Genomic DNA, 20,164 nt, shown 5'->3' with positions numbered 1-20,164 from the left:
GCCATCCCGAGCCGCGGTATGTGCCGTGCTAGCATCGCTCGTCATGCACTTATCTCTCATAGGCCGAATTGCCGCGTCCGGACTTGCGTTGTTTGTTGCCGCATCCGTTACCGCTGCGGAGCTGGCCGTCAATGTCGAGCCTTCAAACCGCGCGTTGCGCGAGAACGTCGAAAACTACATTGGCGAGTTGGGCGACCGTAGCGAGCGGGAACTGCTGCGCTACAGCCGTATAGCGCAGCAGCAGGCGCAAAAAGCGCTTCAGGCGCTGGGCTATTACAACGGCCAAATCGAATCCGAAGTCACTGGTGGCGAAAAGCCACGGTTGACGCTGCGTATCGAGCCTGGCGAGCCGGTTCGGCTACGCAACGTTACCGTTCGGGTGGAGGGACCGGCGGCCGAGTTGCGTGTCTTTCGCGTCCCGCGCAACACGCTGAACGCTGGCGCTGTGCTCAATCATGGGCAGTACGAGGAGGTAAAGCAGCAGATCCTCAACCAGGCTTCGCGCTATGGATTTTTCGATGGCCGCTTCAAGAGCCAGCGTCTGGCGGTCGACCCTGCCGCGAACGTCGCCGACGTGGAGCTGGTGTTCGACAGCGGCCCACGTTACGTGCTGGGCGATGTGCGTTTCGAAGGCGATTCACCATTCGACCCCGATCTGCTGGCGCGCATGGTGCCGTTCGAGGCCGGCACTCCGTATGACTCGGAGCTGGTGGCCGATCTCAACCAGGCGATGCAGTCGAGTGGCTACTTTGAAGGCGTGCGGGTCGATGCCAATCCGGCAAACGCCGAACAGCAGCGTATTCCGGTAGCGGTGCAACTGACCACTCGCGAGCCCCGTACTCTGGGGTTTGGTCTTGGTTATTCGACCGACGTCGGGCCGCGTATGCGTTTCGATTTTCTTCGTCATTGGGTCAACCCGCAGGGCCACAGCTACGGCATCGAATCCGAGCTGTCTGCCCCACGGCAGAATGTCGGGCTCTACTACGACGTGCCGCTTGATCCGCCGCTGACCGACAAACTGCGTTATGCCGCGGGCTATCAATATGAACAGCTGGCCGACAACGACAGCCTCAGCCAGCTATTGACGGTGGGCCCCGAGTGGCACCGCAAGCTGCCCAGCGGCTGGCAGCGGGTCTGGTCGCTGAAATGGCGGCACGAACAATACGAGCTGGGCGACGATTCGGGAACCAGTACGCTACTTATGCCTGGAATTGCCTATAGCTACTTGCGCAGCGATAACCGTATCGACCCCAGCCGTGGCTATCGCCTGGAGTTCGAGCTGGCCGCGGCAAAGGAAGGTGCGCTGTCTGATGCGGACCTGATCCATGCGAACACCACCCTCAAAGGGTTGATCACACTCGCCGAGCGCCATCGCTTCCTGGGCCGCGTTCAGATCGGCGGAAACTGGACCGACGAATACACCAACGTGCCGCCGTCACTGCGCTATTTCGCCGGTGGCGATCAGAGTGTGCGCGGCTATGACTACCAGAGCCTGTCGCCGACCAATTCCGATGGAGACCGAATCGGTGGCCGCTATCAGCTGGCGGTCAGCGCCGAATATCAATACTCCGTGACGGACAAGTGGCGGGTAGCGACGTTCGTCGACCAGGGCAATGCGTTCAATTCGCTGGAATTGCCGTCGCTGAAAAGCAGCGTGGGCGTGGGCGTTCGCTGGGTTTCGCCGGTCGGGCCGATCCGTGTCGACCTGGCGCATCCGCTGGACGACGACGGTGGGGTGCGGCTGCATTTTTCCATGGGGCCGGAGCTTTGAGGCGTGCCGCGAGAGTTACCGGGTGGGCGCTGCTGGTCCTGCTGGCCGCGGTGCTGTTGATCGTACTGGCCGTGGGTACCGTGCTTGGCACCACGTCGGGTAGTCGCTGGGTCTTGAGCAAGGTTCCAGGAGTGCAGGTCGAACAGTTCGAGGGGCGTCTTGCTGGCCGTTGGCAGGCCGAGCGGCTGGTTTGGGAACAGAACGGCAGCCGCGTCGCGGTGACGTCACCGCAGATGGACTGGTCACCGGTATGCCTGCTGCGCATGACCCTTTGTATCGAGGAACTGGTTGCCGGCACTATCGATCTGCAATTTCCGCCCAGCCCTGATGAAGAACCAAGCGAGCCGTTCAGCCTACCCGAGGTCAAGTTGCCGCTAGAGTTGCGCATCGAACACGTCGAAATCGGTCGGCTTCGGCTGAATGACGTCGAACAGCTGCAAAGCCTGCAACTGCGTGCGGACTGGCGCAAGGACGGTCTGGACATCAAGGCATTGCAGGTGCGCCGCGAGGACCTTTCATTGGATATGGCCGGGCGCTTGCAGCCGAACGGCGATTGGCCGCTGGAACTGACGGGCAATGCCGCCATCCAGTCGCCCAGTCAGCAACCCTGGGCGCTGAAGATTGCGGTGAATGGTGAGCTACGTGAGCATCTGATGCTCGATGTCGAAAGTCAGGGCTACCTCGACGCCAAGCTCAGCGGCCAAGTGCGTCCGTTGGAGCCGGAGCTGCCGGCAAGCCTGCTGTTGGTGGTAGAGCGTTTCAAGGCCACTCCGGAGTTGCCCGATGCGCTGCGCCTGGACGCCTTGAAACTGACCGCCGACGGCAATTTGAATCAGGGTTACCAACTAGTCGGCGAGGGCAGTTTGCAAGGCGAAGGCGGCGCGGTCGGCATCGCGTTGAATGCGTTGATCAACGCCACTCAGGCGCAGGTCGAAGAGCTGCAGCTGGATGCCGGCGAGGGGCGACGGATCAGTTTGAACGGACAGGTCGGTTGGCAGGACGGAATAGCGGGCGAAGCGGAACTGGCTTGGCGCGATTTCCCTTGGCGCAGGTTGTATCCGGGCGTGGATGAGCCGCCCGTCGCGCTGCGCACGCTCGATGTACAACTGCAGTACGACGACGGCAACTATCTGGGCAACTTCAATTCGGCGCTGACCGGGCCTTCCGGCGACTTCACCTTGCAGAGTCCTGTCAGCGGCAATCTCGAGGTTGTGCACCTGCCACAGCTGGAATTGCAGGCAGGGCAGGGCCGGGCCGCCGGAAATCTCAGCGTCGGTTTCGCTGATGGTATTGACTGGAATACCACCTTGAATCTGAGCGAGTTCGATCCTTCCTATTGGGTCGCTGAGTTACCGGGACAGCTCGGAGGCACGCTCAGCAGTCGCGGCGCACTGCGCGACGAACAATTGCAAGCCGAAGCGCAACTTGACCTGGACGGCACGCTGCGCAAGCAACCATTGAACCTGCAGCTGGAAGCGAGCGGCCAGAATGCCAATTGGGACGTTCCCCGTGTCGATCTACGCCTCGGCGACAACCGGATCCAGGGTAGCGGCCGATGGGCCGAAACGCTGCAGGCCAGTCTGAGTCTGGATCTGCGTCGCCTGGCGCAACTCTGGCCTGATCTGCAAGGCCAGCTAGCTGGCAACCTGAGCCTGGCTGGCACGCCGCAAGCGCCCCAGGGCGAGCTGGCGGTCGAGGGAAGTGACGTTGCATTTCAGGACAACCGCGTGGAGCGCTTGCAGCTGGCGGCCAATCTTCAAGAGGGGCAACGTGGTCAACTGCGGCTCACCGCTGACGGGTTGCAGGCAGGCGACACCGATCTGGGACAGTTGCAGGTGAATGCCGACGGCACCCGGCAGGCGCACGAGGCCGAACTGCGGTTGCAGGGCCCGTTGCTGAATCTTTCCCTGGCGCTGGACGGCGGGCTGCGCGGCGAAGATTGGAGAGGGCGGCTGGTGCAGGCGGAGCTGGACGCAAAGGGGCAGCAATGGGCGCTTCAGCAGCCGGCCTCTCTGGAGCGGTTGGCCAGTGGCCGGATCACCGTTGGTGCGCACTGCTGGGGTTCCGGTCCCGCCACGCTGTGTGCGGAAGATCAGCGTCTATTGCCTGATCCGCAGCTGCGCTATCGCCTGCGTGATTTTCAATTGGAATCGCTTGCCGCGTACCTGCCGAACAATTTGATCTGGCAAGGCGAGGTCAATGCCGATTTGTCGCTTGATCTGCCGAGCGCCGGCCCCCGTGGAAGCATTCGCGTCGACGCCGGTCCAGGCACGCTGCGCATGCGCGACGGCGAGCAATGGCTGGAATTCCCCTATGCCACCCTGGCGTTGAACAGCGAGCTGACGCCGCAGCGGGTCGATAGCCAGTTGCGTTTCGAAGGCGGTGAGCTCGGTGAGCTCGATGTGCGCTTGCAGGTCGACCCGAGCACCGAGGCGAAAGCCATCTCCGGAAACTTCCGCCTGCGGGATTTCGATCTGTCCGTGGTCCGGCCCTTCGTCGCTCAGGTCGAGCGGCTGGAGGGACAGTTGAACGGTGATGGCGAGCTGTCCGGAAGCTTGCAGCAGCCGCAGATCGACGGTGAGCTGACACTCACCGGCGGCGAGATTGCCGGTAGCGAGCTGCCCGTCAGTTTCGAGCAGTTGCAGGTTCGCGCCGTCATCGATGGCGAGCGTGTGCGCGTCGAAGGTAATTGGCGCAGCGGCGAGCAGGGGCGGGGAGAGATTGCCGGCATGCTGGATTGGCGAGACGCGCTGGACCTGGACATGCGGGTGAATGGCAGCCGGCTGCCGGTTGTCGTCGAGCCTTATGCCGAACTGGAGGTCGAGCCGGATCTTCGGTTGCAACTGGCCGATGGTCAGTTGGCCGTGACCGGCAAGGTGAGCGTTCCCCGCGGCGATATCACCGTTCGCGAATTGCCACCGTCGACCGTCAAGGTTTCCGAAGACACGGTGATCATCGGCGAAGAAGCCGAAGAAGCGCAGACGCCGTTGGCGATTCGCATGGATATCGATGTCGAAGTGGGCCAGGACCGCCTGCGATTTTCAGGTTTCGGCCTGACTGCGGACCTTGCCGGTTACCTACATATCGGTGACAACCTCGACACCCGCGGCGAGCTCAACCTCAACAATGGCCGCTACAGGGCCTACGGCCAGCGCTTGACCATACGCCGAGCGCAATTGCTGTTCACCGGCGTGCTGTCACAACCGTTTCTGAATATCGAGGCCATTCGGCGGATCGAGGCCGACAACGTCATCGCTGGTTTACGCATCACCGGCAGCGCCGAACGGCCGCGGGTCAACGTGTTTGCCGAACCCGCGATGAGCCAGGAGCAGGCGTTGTCCTATCTCGTGCTCGGTCGCCCGCTGGGTGCCGACTCCGGCGACAACAATATGCTGGCACAGGCCGCGCTTGGACTCGGCCTTGCAGGTAGCGCGTCGATAACCGGAGATGTTGCGCGGCGCCTGGGCATCCAGGACTTTCAGCTCGATACCGAAGGCAGCGGCACGGAAACCAGCGTGGTTGCCAGCGGGCGCCTGACCGACCGGTTGACACTCCGCTACGGGGTCGGCGTATTTGAGTCCGCCAATAATGTTGCCCTGCGTTATCGGCTGACCAAGCGCATTTTTCTCGAAGCCGCGAGCGGGCTGGCCAGCTCGCTCGACGTGTTTTATCGGCGCAATTTCTAAGCCGATCAGGTCGCCGCTTTTCGCTTGAAAAAACCACCTCGAATTGACTGGCAGCGTTGTGCCGCTGAGCTAGGCTGATGAGCTTACGTATCCGGCAACCTGATAGTGACCAATGGGTCGCTCGGCGCCTTTTCGAGGCCGTGCAGAGCACGCGCAAACGGCGGCGCGCCAAGCGCTCGTGGTGGTGGTAGGATCGGTCGGTCGCGCCTTGCGTGGCGGCTGATGCTGGGCTCTAGCATGAGTCTTGCAGGCTGCCGGTAGTACCCATCACATTGACGTCGGGGTATTACTGGGTCGTTTCGGGCTGGTAGTTCAGCGCGGCGCTGATGGGCGCGGTGTTTGTACTCCCTCCGGCGCGGTCCGCTCGGGCAAGGATGTCTAACATAATCAATAAGGGTGCCTTGAATGGAATTCCTGCAAAACCTGGTCAATAGCGTTAATGGTCTCGTCTGGGGACCACCCATGCTGGTGCTGATTCTCGGCACCGGTTTCTTCCTCATGGTCATGCTCAAGTTCATGCCTCTGGTGCGTATCGGCACCGGCTTTGCCCTGATCTGGCGCGGACGCGCAAAGGGCGATGAATCAACAGGCGAAATCAGCCCGTTCCAGGCGCTGATGACGTGCTTGGCCGCCACCGTAGGTACCGGCAATATTGCCGGTGTGGCCACTGCAATCTTCCTCGGCGGACCTGGTGCGCTGTTCTGGATGTGGTGTACAGCGTTGGTGGGAATGGCGACCAAGTACTGTGAAGTGGTTCTGGCGGTGCATTATCGAGAGAAGGACGACCGCGGCGAGCACGTCGGTGGCCCGATGTACGCGATCAAGAATGGTCTGCATAAGCGCTGGTTGTGGCTCGGTGGCGCCTTCGCAATCTTTGGGGGGTTGGCCGGTTTCGGTATCGGCAACATGGTGCAGGTGAACAGCATGGCGCTTGCGCTTGAGACCACCTTCTCCGTTCCTTTGTGGGTGACCGGTCTGGTCACCATGTTTTTCGTCGGGCTGGTCATCCTCGGCGGCATCAAGCGGATCGGCGTGGTAGCCGCTGCACTGGTGCCGTTCATGTGCGTGGCGTATGTCATCGCCGGCATCGTGGTGCTGGTGGTTCATGCGGCGGAGATTCCGACGGCGTTCGATCTGATCTTCACCCATGCCTTCACGCCGATCGCAGCCACTGGCGGCTTCGCCGGTGCGGCAGTCATGGCAGCCATTCGCTTCGGCGTGGCACGCGGCATCTTTTCCAACGAGGCCGGGCTGGGTACCGCTGGTATCGCTCAGGCAGCCGGCACCACCCAGAGCTCGGTGCGCTCCGGGCTGATCGGCATGATGGGCACCTTCATCGATACCATCATCATCTGTTCCATTACCGGCCTGGCGATCGTCTGTTCCGGCGTCTGGACTGGCGGCGAAAGCGGTGCGGCGTTGTCCGCCGCCGCATTCGAATCAGCCATGCCTGGTTTTGGTGGCGCGCTGTTGACGGTGGCCCTGGTGGTGTTCGCTTTCACCACTATCCTCGGCTGGAGTTACTTCGGCGAGAAGTGCTGGGAGTTCATGGTCGGCACCAAGGCGATCTGGCCGTTCCGCGTCATCTGGGTGCTGGCGGTGCCGTTCGGCGCGATCGCTCAGTTGGATTTCGCCTGGTTGCTGGCTGATACCCTCAACGGCCTGATGGCGATCCCCAACCTGATTTCCTTGCTGCTGCTGAGTCCGGTAGTGGTCAAGCTGACCAAGGAATACTTCGCTCGTAATCAGGCAGCCTGAGTAACCCTGGCCGCGATATCCTCGCGGCCTATGACTAATAGGAGTTCACATGACTGAAGTAACCCATAGGGGCAATCCGATCCAGGTCTCCGGTGCATTTCCGCAAGCCAATCAGAAAGCCAAGCCGTTCAGCCTGGTTGGCGGTGACCTGGCTGATGTTTCGCTGAGCAGCTTCTCCGGCAAGCGCAAGGTCTTGAACATCTTCCCGAGCATCGATACGCCGACCTGCGCCACCTCGGTGCGCAAGTTCAACGCTCAAGCCAGCGGGCTGAATAACACGGTGGTGCTGTGTATCTCTGCCGACCTGCCGTTTGCCCAGAAGCGCTTTTGCGGGGCCGAGGGCCTGGAGAACGTAGTCAATCTGTCGACTATGCGTGGCCGCGAGTTCCTCGAAGACTATGGTGTACTGATCGCCACCGGCCCGCTCGCTGGCGTATCCGCTCGCGCCGTAGTCGTGCTGGACGAGCAGGATCAGGTGCTGCACAGCGAGCTGGTTGCCGAAATCGGTTCCGAACCTAATTACGAAGCTGCCATCGCGTCGCTCAACTAGCTCGACTGATAGGGAGCGGTGCAATGCCGCTTCCTTCGCCTTCTTCAAATTGGCGACAAAAATCACGCTCGATCAGCCATTCCTCTTGTCGCTATCAATTGGCTGAAACCGCTGTCGGCACTTAGTTTGCGTATATACACCCCCCGATAAGAACTGCTGCGATCAGGCGATGGCTTTAGGCCAGATTTTATGAATTGCTACAAAATCTTTTCCCTTCGCTGCGGTCCTAGCATCGTTGCCCATTGAATGGATTCGCTTATGTCTACCTCGCGTGTCAAGAAGATCGGTGTATCCGGCACAGGAATGATCGCCCACTGTTTTGTTCGGCTGATCAAGCAGCATTACCAGGACCTGGAAATCTCCCACGTACTGACCCGCCGGCCGCTTAATTCCTTTACCGATTTCCCCCTGAGCGATCGCCTTACCAATTCACTTGGCCAACTGGTCGACGGCGCCGATCTGATCGTCGAGTGCAGCGGTGATGTCTTCCATGGCACCGAGGTGATCGAGCGTGCCTTCGAAGCTGGCCTGCCGGTGATAACCATCAATGCCGAGTTGCAAGTCACCACCGGTTCCTATCTTGCCGGCAAGGGCTTTATCACCGAGGCTGAGGGCGACCAGCCGGGATCGCTGGCGGCGCTACATGAAGAAGCCCTGATGATGGGCTTCAAGCCGTTGGTATACGGCAACATGAAAGGCTATCTGAACCACAATCCGTCGCCCGCGGACATGGCCTATTGGTCAAAACGTCAGGGCATAAGCATCGACCAGACGACTTCGTTCACCGATGGCACCAAGGTGCAAATCGAGCAGGTAATCGTAGGTAACGGCCTAGGGGCGACGATTACCAAGCAGGGACTGGAAGGGTTGGCTTCGACCAATTTGACTGAAACAGGCAACCTGCTCGGCATAATGGCCGAGCGCCTTGGCCAGCCGTTCGTTGATTATGTGATTCCTTCCGGCTATCTGGCCGGTGGCGTGTTCCTGGTCTGTCGGCATGACGACAACCAGCGGGCCGCCGTTGAATATTTCAAGCTCGGGCCTGGGCCCTATTACACGTTGTTGCGTCCTTTCCATCTGTGTTCGCTGGAGGTCGGCAAGACTGTGCGCCGGGTACTCAGTGGGGGTGGCGTGTTGCTGAATAATTCGATTGCACCGACGCTCGGCGTCGGTGCGATCGCCAAGCGCGCCATGCGCCCTGGTGAGCTGATCGAGCGTGGTATAGGCGGTTTTCAGTTCCGCGGCGAAGCCCTCAAGCTCGATCAGAATCCCGATCACGTGCCGATCGGTCTGTTGCGCAAGACCGCACTTAAGCGTGCGGTCGAGCCAGGGCAGTTGATCACTTTCGAAGATGTCGACATTCTGCCGAGTCGCGCGCTGGACATCGTCATGCAACAGCGCGCAGAGCGCAACGTAGCGGTCAGCCATAGCTCGGCCGAGAGCCCGACAGGGTCGGCCGGGATGAGGGTCATGGGCGGTTGAAAGGCTCTTATGCAATCAAACGAAGGCCGCTGATGCGGCCTTCGTTGTTTCTGCACGGGTTGAATCCGTAATTGCGTCACATCGGTTGTGCTTGATCTGCGGCGCAACCAGCAGACAGGAACTTTCGTACCGTCAGGCCTTCTTCATCGACCAATAGGCCGGCTTGAACAGGTCCCGCTCGCCTAGCAGTAACACACCTGCTGCAAAGGCACATAACACCAGCGCGATATACAGGCACAACTGGAGCAGACCGTGCGGGGCGGGTAGCCAGTGCAGCGCGGCGGCAACTGCAGCGCCGGTGGTCAGCCAGCGCAGGAGAACGTTCACAGCCAGACCTTTTGGCGACGCTCGGTAGACATACAGCCCCATGAACAGCGCCTGCAGCGCCGCCCCGCTGGAAAACGCAAACGCCAAGCCTTCGGCACCGTATTGGCGGTAGAGCAATGCATCGAGGCCAATAGTCAACGCAGAACTGGCCAGCGTAATCGCCAAAAACAGCCGCGACTGATGCTGGGCGAGCAGGGCGCGCCCCCATAACAGCGCCAGCCCCATCGCCGGAAGGCCAAGCGCATACAGAATCACCAGCGATGCCGTGGCGTCGGTTTGCTGGGCACCGAATTGACCCCGTTCCAGAAGCACCGATACAACAGTTTGCGGGAATGAGCAGAGCACCACCGTGGCGGGGACCAGAAACAGCAGAGTCGCCAGTAATCCCTTGCGTATCACCACGGCGTGGCCGCCGAGGTCATCGTCGTTCCAGCTCGAAACGAAGCGAGGGAAGAGCACCGAAAGCACCGACAGTGCATAAAGCGTGAGCGGAATCGTGACGATGCGGAACGCAAAAGAAAGCATGGTGATGCTGCCTTCGTCGAGAAAGGAGGCGAACATCCGCTCGGCGAGAATGCAGCCCTGTTGCGCGCCGGCGGCCAGTAGAATCGGGGCGAATGCGAGGCCGAAGCCACCACCATGACCGGTCGCTTCGACCTCGACACCTCCGCGCAGATAAGCGATACGTCGATGTTGCACCAGTATCAATGCTAACTGGGGCAGCAGCATGCCAATAAAGATCACCATCCCGGTGGGTTGAAACAATAGGATGCCGATGATCGCGCCGGCATTGAGTAGTACCGTTCGCACCATCGGCAGGATGAACACTTCATCCATATTGAGCAGTGCGCCCTGGCAATACAGTACGGCCTGAACCGCGATCAACACAGCACCCACGCAGAACACCAATTGGCCGGAGGCAACCTGAGCGTCCGACCAACCTGGCGCAAGCAGGTTGAGAATCCAATAGCTGCCGACGATGGCAATGGTGCTTACAGCGGCACCCATAAGCATCACACGCCAGTAAAGCCAGCGGCTCACGGTTTCGAACAGGGCTTCAGATTGGCTGCGTAATTTCTGCAGGTAAGGGATCATCGCATCGCGAAGCGCGAGGCCGAGGAAGTTTTCGAAGAACATCGGCAGGATCAGTGCCACGAAGATAAGGTCCGCTTCCCAGCTCAGGCCGAAGGCTTTGGCAATGAACAGGTCGCGTAAGAAGCCGAGAAGAAAGCTGGCGACAGTCAACGCCAGGATGATCAGTGATGCATTCATTCCTTGATCCTGTGCAGGCCATTATCAGGTGGCCTGATGAAGTCGGCATATCACATCCCATTGAATGGATTGCCAGCGGTAGTTTCTTGAATCGCACCCGGCAGAACCCTGGCGAACGATACATAGACTGAACGACTGAAACATGGTTCCTGCGCGCTATAAGCGCGCTTGACCGTCCGCAATCGTCACGGACAAGTGCGGATACGTAAAAATGCCGTAAATCCCCTTTGCGAGCGGGGCGTGACTGCTTATGGTTCACGCTCATTTCCAAGCGAACCCAGTTCATGTCCGAGGCAAACACTACTTCTACCGGCTCCGCGCGGCGCTGGCTGATCATTGGCGTCGTGGTTACGGCTATTGCGTTACTGCTTTGGTGGCTTTGGCCAACTGCATCCGACACACCTCAGCCACAGCGCGGCGGGCGTGCGGCTTTCGGCGCGCTCGGTGGACCGACGCCGGTGCGGGTTGCGTCGGTCGAGCAGGGGCGGTTCGAGGTTTATTCCAAAGCGCTCGGTACCGTCACGCCGTTGAATACGGTAAACGTGCGCAGCCGTGTTGCCGGCGAGTTGGTCGACGTGCGTTTCGAAGAAGGTCAACGGGTCAGTGCCGGCGATCTGCTTGCGATAATCGACCCGCGCCCGTACGAGGTGGCATTGCAGCAGGCCGAAGGCACGCTCCAGCAGAACCGCGCGCTGCTGCAGAACGCGCAGGTCGATCTCAAGCGCTATCGAGGCTTGTTCGCCGATGACAGTATTGCCAAGCAAACGCTCGATACTCAGCAGGCGTTGGTCAATCAATATCAGGGAACCCTGGCGGCCAATCAGGCGGCCGTCAATGAAGCCAAGCTGAACCTGCAATTCACGCAGATCCGGGCGCCGATAGACGGTCGCGTCGGTCTGCGGCAGCTGGATCAAGGCAACCTTGTCGCTGCCAACGACACCACCCCACTGGTCGTCATTACCCAAACCCAGCCAATGGCGATCAGCTTTACCTTGCCCGAAGGTGAGTTGCCACCGGTCATCAGCCGTTTCCGTCGCGGCGACGAATTAACGGTGCAGGCTTGGGACCGTGGCGAGCGGATACTCTTTGGTGAGGGTGTGCTGGAAAGCCTCGATAATCTGATCGATCCGACCACGGGTACCTTGAAAATGAAGGCTCGCTTCGACAACGAGGCAGAGCTGCTGATACCCAATCAGTTCGTCAATGTCCACTTGCGAGTAGAGACTTTGGAGGACGCCATCCTGATTCCTTCGGCCGCTTTGCAGTTCGGGTCTCGCGGCAACTATGCCTACGTGGTCGGTGAAGATTCCAAGGTCGAGCTGCGCACTCTCGAAGTGGGGCCGAGCAACGGCGAGAAGACAGTCATCATCAACGGCCTGAACGTCGGCGAGCGGATCGTCATGGAAGGCACCGACCGCCTGCGTGACGGCAGCGAAGTAGAAGTGGTAGACCGCAAGAAACTCGCCGAAGAGGCGGCCGAAAATCCCAAGGTTGACCCTCAGAGTGACAAGGAGCGTTCAGCGCGATGAATATCTCGCGGCTGTTCATTCTCCGGCCGGTGGCGACCACGCTGACCATGATCGCCATCCTCCTGGCGGGTCTGATCGCCTACCGCATGCTGCCGATTTCGGCGCTGCCGCAGGTGGACTACCCGACCATCCGCGTATTGACGCTGTATCCCGGCGCCAGCCCTGAAGTCATGACCAGTGCCGTTACCGCACCGCTCGAACGGCAGTTCGGTCAGATGCCGGGACTGACACAGATGTCCTCGACCAGCTCCGGCGGCGCTTCGGTGATCACCCTGCGTTTCTCCCTCGAAGTCGAGCTGGATGTGGCCGAACAGGAAGTGCAAGCGGCCATCAACGCGGCGAGTAATTTGCTACCCAACGATCTTCCGGCGCCGCCGGTGTACAACAAGGTCAACCCGGCCGACACGCCAGTAATGACCCTGGCCGTGACATCGGAAAGCCTCGCGCTGCCGCAACTCCATGATCTGGTCGATACGCGCATGGCGCAGAAATTGGCGCAGATCAGCGGTGTGGGCATGGTCAGCATCGCCGGTGGCCAGCGCCCCGCGGTACGTATCCAGGTCAATCCCGAAGCCCTGGCATCCTATGGAATGTCGCTCGCTGACGTCCGCTCGCTGGTGACCAGCTCCAACGTCAATCAACCCAAAGGCAACTTCGACGGCCCTACGCGGGTGTCGATGCTCGATGCCAACGATCAATTGAAGACGCCGGAGGAATACGCCCAACTGATCCTGGCGTACGAAGACGGTGCGACGCTGCGCCTGGAAGACGTTGCCGATATCATCGATGGCGCCGAGAACGAGCGCCTCGCTGCTTGGGCCAACGAAAACCAAGCCGTACTGCTGAATATCCAGCGTCAGCCAGGCGCCAACGTTATCGAGGTGGTCGAGCGTATCCAGGCGCTGCTTCCTGAAGTCACCGCCAGCATGCCGGCCGGGCTTGATGTGGTCGTGCTTACCGATCGCACGCAGACCATCCGTGCCGCGATCACCGATGTGCAGCACGAACTGCTGATGGCCACGTTTCTGGTAGTGATGGTGACCTTCGTCTTCCTCAAGCGGCTCTCGGCGACGATCATCCCGTCGATCGCCGTACCGTTGTCGCTTGTCGGCACCTTCGCGGTGATGCATCTCGCCGGTTTCTCGCTGAACAACCTGACGCTGATGGCCCTTACCATCGCCACCGGCTTCGTGGTCGACGATGCCATCGTTATGCTCGAGAACATCGCGCGTCACGTGGAAGAGGGCGAGACGCCACTCCAGGCCGCGCTCAAGGGTGCCAAGCAGATCGGCTTCACGCTGATATCCCTGACGCTGTCGCTGATTGCGGTACTGATTCCGCTACTGTTCATGCAGGACGTGGTGGGCCGTCTGTTCCGCGAATTTGCCGTCACGCTAGCGGTCGCGATTCTGATTTCGCTCGTGGTCTCACTGACTCTGACACCGATGATGTGCGCCAAGCTGCTCAAACCCGCCACGGCGGAGAAGTCCGGACCGGACTGGGTCGAGCGGCTCATCGGCGGTTACGCGCGTTGGCTGACCTGGGTGTTGGCGCATCAGACCCTGACCTTACTGGTTGCCGTGGGCACATTGGGATTGACGGTCGTGCTGTATCTGGCGGTGCCGAAGGGTTTCTTCCCGGTGCAGGATACTGGCGTGATTCAGGGCATCAGTGAAGCGCCACAATCGATTTCCTTCCGAGCGATGAGTGAGCGCCAGCAGTCGCTGTCGCGAGTGATTCTCGCCGACCCGGCGGTAGCCAGCCTGTCGTCCTACATAGGCGTCGATGGCGACAACGTGACCCTCAACAGTGGTCGCTTGTTGATCAACCTCAAACCTCATGGTGAGCGGGATGTCACGGCGAGCCAGGTCATCGATCGCTTGCGGCCGGAGTTGGCGAAACTGCCGGGTATCGAGCTGTATATGCAGCCGGTGCAGGATCTGTCGATCGAGGATCGGGTCAGCCGCACGCAGTTCCAGTTCAGCCTGGAATCTCCCGATGGCGAACTGTTGCAGGAGTGGACGCCGCGCCTGGTGACGGCCTTGCGTGAACGCCCCGAACTGACCGATGTCGCCAGCGACTTGCAGAGCAATGGCCTGCAGATCTATCTGGACATCGACCGCGATGCGGCCGCGCGCCTCGGAATCGAGATCTCGGCCATAACCGATGCGCTGTACGACGCCTTCGGCCAGAGGCAGATTTCGACCATCTTCACCCAGGCCAGCCAGTACCGCGTAGTGCTCGAGGCCGACGCGGGCGGCCGTCTTGGTCCGCAGGCGCTTGAGCAGTTGTTCGTGCAGAGCGAGGGCGGCACACCGGTGCGGCTGTCGAGCCTGGCGACGGTGGAGCAGCGTAACGCGCCATTGCTGATCAACCATATCGGCCAGTTTCCGGCGGTGACGCTGTCGTTCAACCTGGCCGATGGTGTATCGCTGGGCAAGGCAGTGGAAGTCATCGAGGGAGTCGAGGCCGAGATCGGACTGCCGGCCGGCATTCAGAGTCGCTTCCAAGGCGCCGCCGAGGCGTTCCGCGCGTCGTTGTCGAGCACCTTGCTGCTGATTCTAGCGGCGGTGGTGACCATGTATATCGTGCTCGGCGTGCTCTACGAGAGTTACATCCACCCGATCACTATCCTCTCAACGCTACCTTCGGCGGCGGTTGGCGCTTTGCTCGCGCTGTTGCTGACCGGCAATGATCTGGGCCTGATCGCCATCATTGGCATCATCCTGCTGATCGGCATCGTCAAGAAGAACGCGATCATGATGATCGACTTCGCCCTCGAGGCCGAGCGTCAGCAAGGCATGAGTCCGCAAGATGCAATCTACCGAGCCGCATTGTTGCGTTTCCGCCCGATTCTGATGACGACCCTGGCCGCACTCTTCGGCGCGGTGCCGCTGATGCTTGCGTCGGGTTCCGGTGCTGAGTTGCGTCAGCCACTGGGCCTGGTGCTGGTCGGTGGTTTGCTACTTAGCCAGTTGCTGACGCTGTTCACCACACCGGTGATCTATCTGTTCTTCGATCGGTTGGGCCGGCGCTTTGCCCGCAGGGACGTGGCAGGACAGGAGGCGCGTGCATGAACGCTTCGAAAAAGCGCTGGAGGCTGGAGGCTGAACGGAAAGGCCGTTCGTTGCCTGGCGCGCCTCCGGTCTTCGGCCTCAAGCCTCCAGCGATTTTTGCGCTATGAATCTATCGGCCCCCTTCATCGCCCGCCCGGTGGCGACCATGTTGCTGAGCCTGGCGATCCTGCTATTGGGCGGAGTCAGCTTTGGCCTGTTGCCCGTATCGCCGCTGCCGAACATGGATTTTCCGGTCATTACGGTACAGGCCAGCTTGCCCGGTGCCAGTCCCGAGATCATGGCATCCAGCGTGGCGACGCCGCTGGAACGGTCACTCGGCAGCATCGCTGGCGTCAGCCAGATGAGCAGCCGCAGTAGCCAGGGACAGACGCGGATCATCATCCAGTTCGACCTTGATCGGGACATCAACGGCGCTGCGCGCGAGGTTCAGGCGGCGATCAACGCTGCGCGCAATCTATTACCCAGCGGTATGCGCAGCATGCCCACCTATCGCAAGGTCAACCCGTCGCAGGCGCCGATCATGGTGCTGTCGCTGACGTCCGACGTGCTCGACAAAGGGCAGCTCTACGACATCGGCTCTACGGTGCTCGCGCAGAAATTGTCGCAGGTGCCGGGAGTCGGTGAAGTGCAGGTTGGTGGCAGCTCACTGCCGGCGGTACGCGTCGAATTACAACCGCAACAGTTAGAACAATACGGCGTGTCCCTCGACGAGGTGCGCGACACCATCGCTTTGGCCAACGTGCGCAGGCCCAAGGGCATGGTTGAAGACGACAATCGCCATTGGCAGGTGCAGGCCAACGATCAGCTGCACGAGGCCGCTGACTACCTGCCGTTGATCATTCGCTACGAGGACGGTGCAGCGCTGCGCTTGAGCGACGTCGCCGAGGTCAGTGACGCGGTCGAGGATCGCTATAACGACGGTTTCTTCAACAATGACCGCGCCGTGCTGCTGATCATCAACCGTCAGGCTGGCGCCAACATCATCGAAACCATCGAAGGCATTCGTAACGAGTTGCCTGCACTGCAAGCAATCGTTCCCGGCAGCGTCAATCTGGCGGTGGCGATGGATCGCTCGCCGGTGATTCGCGCGACCCTGCATGAAGCCGAGCGAACATTGCTGATCGCTGTGGGCCTGGTCATCGTGCTGGTGTTTCTCTTCCTCGGTCGGCTGCGCACGGCGCTGATACCGGCGCTAGCGGTGCCGGTGTCGCTGGTGGGCACTTTCGCGGTCATGTATCTGTTTGGTTTCTCGCTCAATATCCTGTCGCTGATGGCTTTGATTCTCGCCGCCGGACTGGTGGTGGACGACGCCATCGTGGTGCTTGAGAACATTGCACGGCACATCGACGAGGGTGTTCCGCCGATGCGTGCCGCCTACATCGGCACCCGCGAAGTAGGCTTCACACTATTGTCGATGAACCTTTCGCTGGTGGTGGTTTTCGTCTCGATTCTGTTCATGGGCGGTATCGTCGAGCGGCTGTTCCGTGAGTTTTCCATCACCCTGGCGGCGGCGATCCTGGTCTCGCTGCTAGTGTCGCTGACCCTGACCCCCATGCTTTGTGCACGCTGGTTGAAACCGCATCAGCCCGAACATGACGGCCGTCTTCATCGCTGGAGCCACGACGCCCATCAATGGCTGCTGCGCCACTATGATCGGTCCCTGAGTTGGGCGCTGCGCCATCGCCGGATCACCTTGCTGACGTTGCTGGCGACCATTGCCCTGAACGTCGTGCTCTACATACAAGTGCCCAAAACCTTCCTACCGCAGCAGGACACCGGCCAACTGACCGGCTTCATTCGCGGCGACGATGGCCTGTCGTTCCAGGTCATGCAGCCAAAGATGGAAATCTATCGCAAGGCCGTGCTTGCGGACCCGGCAGTGGAAAGCGTGGCTGGTTTCATCGGCGGGCAGGGAGGCATCAACAATGCCTTCATGATCGTCCGGCTCAAACCACTGGAGGAGCGCCAGATTTCCGCGCAGAAAGTGATCGAGCGCATCCGCAAAAACCAGCCTAAGGTGCCCGGCGGGCGCATGTTCCTGATGGCCGACCAGGATTTGCAGTTCGGTGGCGGTCGGCAGAGCAGCTCGGCTTACTCCTATAACCTGTTGGCCAGCGATCTGGCGGACCTGCGCACGTGGTTGCCGCAGGTGACGCGGGCGCTGATGGCCTTGCCGGAGCTGACCAGCATCGATGCCAACGAAGGCGAGGGCGCTCAGCAGATCAGCCTGAAGGTCGATCGCGACGCGGCCAAACGGCTCGGTATCGACATGAGCACAGTGACCACCTTGCTCAACAATGCCTTCAGCCAGCGACAGATTTCGACCATTTACGAGTCGCTCAACCAGTATCAGGTGGTGATGGAGATCGACCCGGCCTACGCCCAGCATCCCGAGGTGCTGGAGCAGATCAATGTCATCACGAGTGACGGCCGACGGGTGCCGCTGGCGGCCTTCGCGCGCTACGAGCGCAGCCTCGAAGAGGATCGGGTCAGTCATGAGGGGCAGTTCGCCGCGGAGAACATCGATTTCGACTTGGCGCCGGGTGTCAGTCTCGATCAGGCGACGCAGGCCATCGAGCGCGCAGTTGCTGCCATTGGCATGCCCAGCGAGGTGCAGGGGCGTCTGGGCGGCACCGGCGATGTCTTCCAGTCCGTTCAGCAAGGCCAGCCGCTGATGATTCTTGGTGCCTTGCTGCTGGTTTACATCGTGCTCGGCATTCTCTATGAGAGTTATATCCATCCGCTGACGATTCTTTCCACATTGCCGTCGGCCGGTGTCGGTGCCTTGCTGGCGATCATCTTGACGCGGGAGCAGTTCAGTCTGATTTCCCTGCTCGGGCTGTTCTTGCTGATCGGCGTGGTAAAGAAGAACGCGATCCTGATGATCGACCTGGCATTGCAATTCGAGCGTAACGATCGATTGTCTCCGGAAGAATCGATCCGTCGCTCTTGTCTGCTGCGTTTCCGCCCGATTTTGATGACCACCATGGCTGCCATTCTTGGCGCGCTGCCGTTGCTAATGGGCGGCGCCGAAGGAGCCGAGATGCGCCAGCCGCTGGGCTTGACCATCATCGGCGGGCTGCTGCTGAGTCAGATTCTTACCCTATACACCACGCCGGTGGTCTATCTGTACCTGGACCGCGCGCGTCATCGTTTCAACAGCTGGCGCGGTGTACGCACCGATGCCGCCCTGGAAAATCCGCTATGAGTTCGTTGCGTTTGAAACACCCTTTGCGTCCTTTGGCCCTGGTGGTCATGGCGTTTTCGCTAGTTGCCTGCACCGTTGGGCCTGACTATCGGCGACCTGATTTACCGATGGCGGCTGAATTCAAACAGGCTGAAGGCTGGAAAGCCGCGGCGCCAGCTGACGTATTGCAGCGCGGCGAGTGGTGGGCGTTGTACGGCGATGCAGAGCTGAATGCGCTGGTGTCGCGACTGAACGTCTCCAACCAGAACCTCGCCGCGGCCGAAGCTCAGTACCGTCAGGCGCGCGCATTGGTTCGGGGGGCTCGCTCGCAACTCTTCCCCAGCGTGGGTGCAAGTGGCGGCGTGTCCCGTTCGGCTCAGGGTAGCGACACCAACAACAGTTCGGCCTTTGAGACTTTCGACAGCAGCAGTGGCACCAGCGAGAGCTACGAGGTGGGTCTCGACGCTTCTTGGGAACTGGACATCTGGGGACGTCTGCGGCGCAACCTGGAGGCCAATCGCGCCAATATGCAGGCCAGCGCGGCGGACATTGCAGCGGTCAAGCTGAGCCTGCAAGCCGAACTGGTTCAAACCTATCTGCAACTGCGGGTGATGGACGAGCAACGGCGGCTGTTCGACCAGACCGTCGAGGCCTTTGCCCGATCGCTACGGCTGACCGAAAACCAATATGAAGCCGGTATCGTGCCGAAGTCGGACGTTACCCAGGCGCGCACTCAGCTGAAAAGTACCCAGGCTCAGGCGATCGACCTCGAGTGGCAGCGGGCACAGATGGAACACGCGATCGCCGTGCTGATAGGCGTTGCCCCGTCCGAGCTGGGTATCGCTGCACATGAACATATTCCCGGGCTGCCGTCAGTCCCTTTGGCGTTACCGTCCGCGCTGCTCGAACGCCGTCCGGACATCGCCTCGGCCGAGCGCCAAGTGATTGCCGCCAACGCTCAAATCGGCGTGGCTGAAGCGGCCTGGTATCCCGACCTATCGCTGAGTGCCAGCGGCGGGTATCGCAACAGTAGCTTTAGCGACCTGATCAGCCTGCCCAATCGCTTCTGGTCGCTAGGCCCGCAGCTAGCGGTCACGCTGCTTGATTTCGGTGGTCGCCGTGCTGACCTCGAAGCGGCCGAGGCCAGCTATGACCAGACCGTCGCCAACTACCGCCAGACCGTGCTCGACAGCTTTCGTGAAGTAGAGGACAACCTGGTTCAGTTGCGTGTTCTGGCGGAAGAAGCGGTGGTGCAGCGCGAAGCACTGGAAGCGGCGCAGGAGTCGCTGCGGCTGATCGAGAACCAGTATCGCGCCGGCACCGTCGACTTCCTCAGCGTGGCGACAGTGCAGACGATGGCGCTGAACAACGAGCGCACCAATCTGGCACTGATGGGTGACCGTCTGACGGCCAGCGTGCAGCTGATCGCGGCACTGGGCGGCGGATGGAATATCGAACAGCTCGAGAGCGAGCCGGATCTGTAACAGTCGCAAGGTTGTTCAGGTAGAAAAAAACCAGGCCGAGG

Annotated in this window: 10 protein-coding genes; 9 read left to right on the top strand and 1 reads right to left on the bottom strand. The window is 60.6% G+C overall.

Annotated features, from left to right (window positions below; all coding sequences use genetic code 11):
* The first annotated feature begins 43 nt into the window (after positions 1 to 43).
* From AC2LD7_RS07850 to AC2LD7_RS07830, 5 genes are all read left to right on the top strand, one after another.
* On the top strand, positions 44 to 1,771 hold the full coding sequence (locus AC2LD7_RS07850; RefSeq protein WP_484597199.1) for an autotransporter assembly complex protein TamA: 1,728 nt from the start codon (positions 44 to 46) through the stop codon (positions 1,769 to 1,771).
* A complete protein-coding gene (locus AC2LD7_RS07845) occupies positions 1,768 to 5,457 on the top strand; it encodes a translocation/assembly module TamB domain-containing protein (RefSeq protein WP_484597198.1) in 3,690 nt (1,229 codons plus the stop codon). Before AC2LD7_RS07850 ends, AC2LD7_RS07845 begins: the two co-directional genes overlap by 4 nt.
* A gap of 405 nt (positions 5,458 to 5,862) precedes the next feature.
* Positions 5,863 to 7,215: an alanine/glycine:cation symporter family protein gene (locus AC2LD7_RS07840; RefSeq protein ID WP_484597197.1), complete on the top strand. Its 1,353-nt coding sequence runs from the start codon at positions 5,863 to 5,865 to the stop codon at positions 7,213 to 7,215.
* Positions 7,216 to 7,264: 49 nt separating this feature from the next.
* On the top strand, positions 7,265 to 7,765 hold the full coding sequence (tpx, locus tag AC2LD7_RS07835) for a thiol peroxidase (protein ID WP_484597196.1): 501 nt from the start codon (positions 7,265 to 7,267) through the stop codon (positions 7,763 to 7,765).
* Positions 7,766 to 8,068: 303 nt separating this feature from the next.
* Positions 8,069 to 9,247, top strand: a complete 1,179-nt coding sequence (locus AC2LD7_RS07830; RefSeq protein WP_484597266.1) for an NAD(P)-dependent oxidoreductase — start codon at positions 8,069 to 8,071, stop codon at positions 9,245 to 9,247.
* A gap of 132 nt (positions 9,248 to 9,379) precedes the next feature.
* On the opposite strand, the gene murJ is transcribed toward AC2LD7_RS07830, so the two are convergent.
* A complete protein-coding gene (gene murJ, locus AC2LD7_RS07825; protein WP_484597195.1) occupies positions 9,380 to 10,846 on the bottom strand; it encodes a murein biosynthesis integral membrane protein MurJ in 1,467 nt (488 codons plus the stop codon).
* A 284-nt stretch (positions 10,847 to 11,130) separates the two neighbouring features.
* On the opposite strand from murJ, the gene AC2LD7_RS07820 reads away from it, so the two are divergent.
* The 4 genes from AC2LD7_RS07820 (at position 11,131) to AC2LD7_RS07805 (ending at position 20,123) form a co-directional block, all read left to right on the top strand.
* Entirely contained in the window at positions 11,131 to 12,375 is a 1,245-nt protein-coding gene (locus AC2LD7_RS07820; protein WP_484597194.1) for an MdtA/MuxA family multidrug efflux RND transporter periplasmic adaptor subunit, read from the top strand.
* A complete protein-coding gene (locus tag AC2LD7_RS07815) occupies positions 12,372 to 15,452 on the top strand; it encodes an MdtB/MuxB family multidrug efflux RND transporter permease subunit (RefSeq protein ID WP_484597193.1) in 3,081 nt (1,026 codons plus the stop codon). Before AC2LD7_RS07820 ends, AC2LD7_RS07815 begins: the two co-directional genes overlap by 4 nt.
* Positions 15,453 to 15,555: 103 nt before the next feature.
* The gene (locus tag AC2LD7_RS07810; RefSeq protein ID WP_484597192.1) at positions 15,556 to 18,660 is read left to right on the top strand and encodes an efflux RND transporter permease subunit; all 3,105 of its coding nucleotides are present in this window, start codon (positions 15,556 to 15,558) and stop codon (positions 18,658 to 18,660) included.
* Positions 18,657 to 20,123: an efflux transporter outer membrane subunit gene (locus AC2LD7_RS07805; protein WP_484597191.1), complete on the top strand. Its 1,467-nt coding sequence runs from the start codon at positions 18,657 to 18,659 to the stop codon at positions 20,121 to 20,123. Before AC2LD7_RS07810 ends, AC2LD7_RS07805 begins: the two co-directional genes overlap by 4 nt.
* The last annotated feature ends 41 nt before the right edge of the window (positions 20,124 to 20,164 follow it).

This window comes from Stutzerimonas sp., from assembly GCF_982611455.1.
Note: the sequence above shows the minus strand (reverse complement) of the source record. Positions and strands in the feature narration are given on the sequence as shown.

Coding starts and splice junctions, on each gene's coding strand:
- AC2LD7_RS07815 (WP_484597193.1), top strand. CDS start 12,372: ATGAATATCTCGCGGCTGTTCATTCTCCGGCCGGTGGCGACCACGCTG.
- AC2LD7_RS07805 (WP_484597191.1), top strand. CDS start 18,657: ATGAGTTCGTTGCGTTTGAAACACCCTTTGCGTCCTTTGGCCCTGGTG.
- murJ (WP_484597195.1), bottom strand. CDS start 10,846: ATGAATGCATCACTGATCATCCTGGCGTTGACTGTCGCCAGCTTTCTT.
- AC2LD7_RS07850 (WP_484597199.1), top strand. CDS start 44: ATGCACTTATCTCTCATAGGCCGAATTGCCGCGTCCGGACTTGCGTTG.
- AC2LD7_RS07810 (WP_484597192.1), top strand. CDS start 15,556: ATGAATCTATCGGCCCCCTTCATCGCCCGCCCGGTGGCGACCATGTTG.
- AC2LD7_RS07830 (WP_484597266.1), top strand. CDS start 8,069: ATGATCGCCCACTGTTTTGTTCGGCTGATCAAGCAGCATTACCAGGAC.
- AC2LD7_RS07820 (WP_484597194.1), top strand. CDS start 11,131: ATGTCCGAGGCAAACACTACTTCTACCGGCTCCGCGCGGCGCTGGCTG.
- AC2LD7_RS07840 (WP_484597197.1), top strand. CDS start 5,863: ATGGAATTCCTGCAAAACCTGGTCAATAGCGTTAATGGTCTCGTCTGG.
- tpx (WP_484597196.1), top strand. CDS start 7,265: ATGACTGAAGTAACCCATAGGGGCAATCCGATCCAGGTCTCCGGTGCA.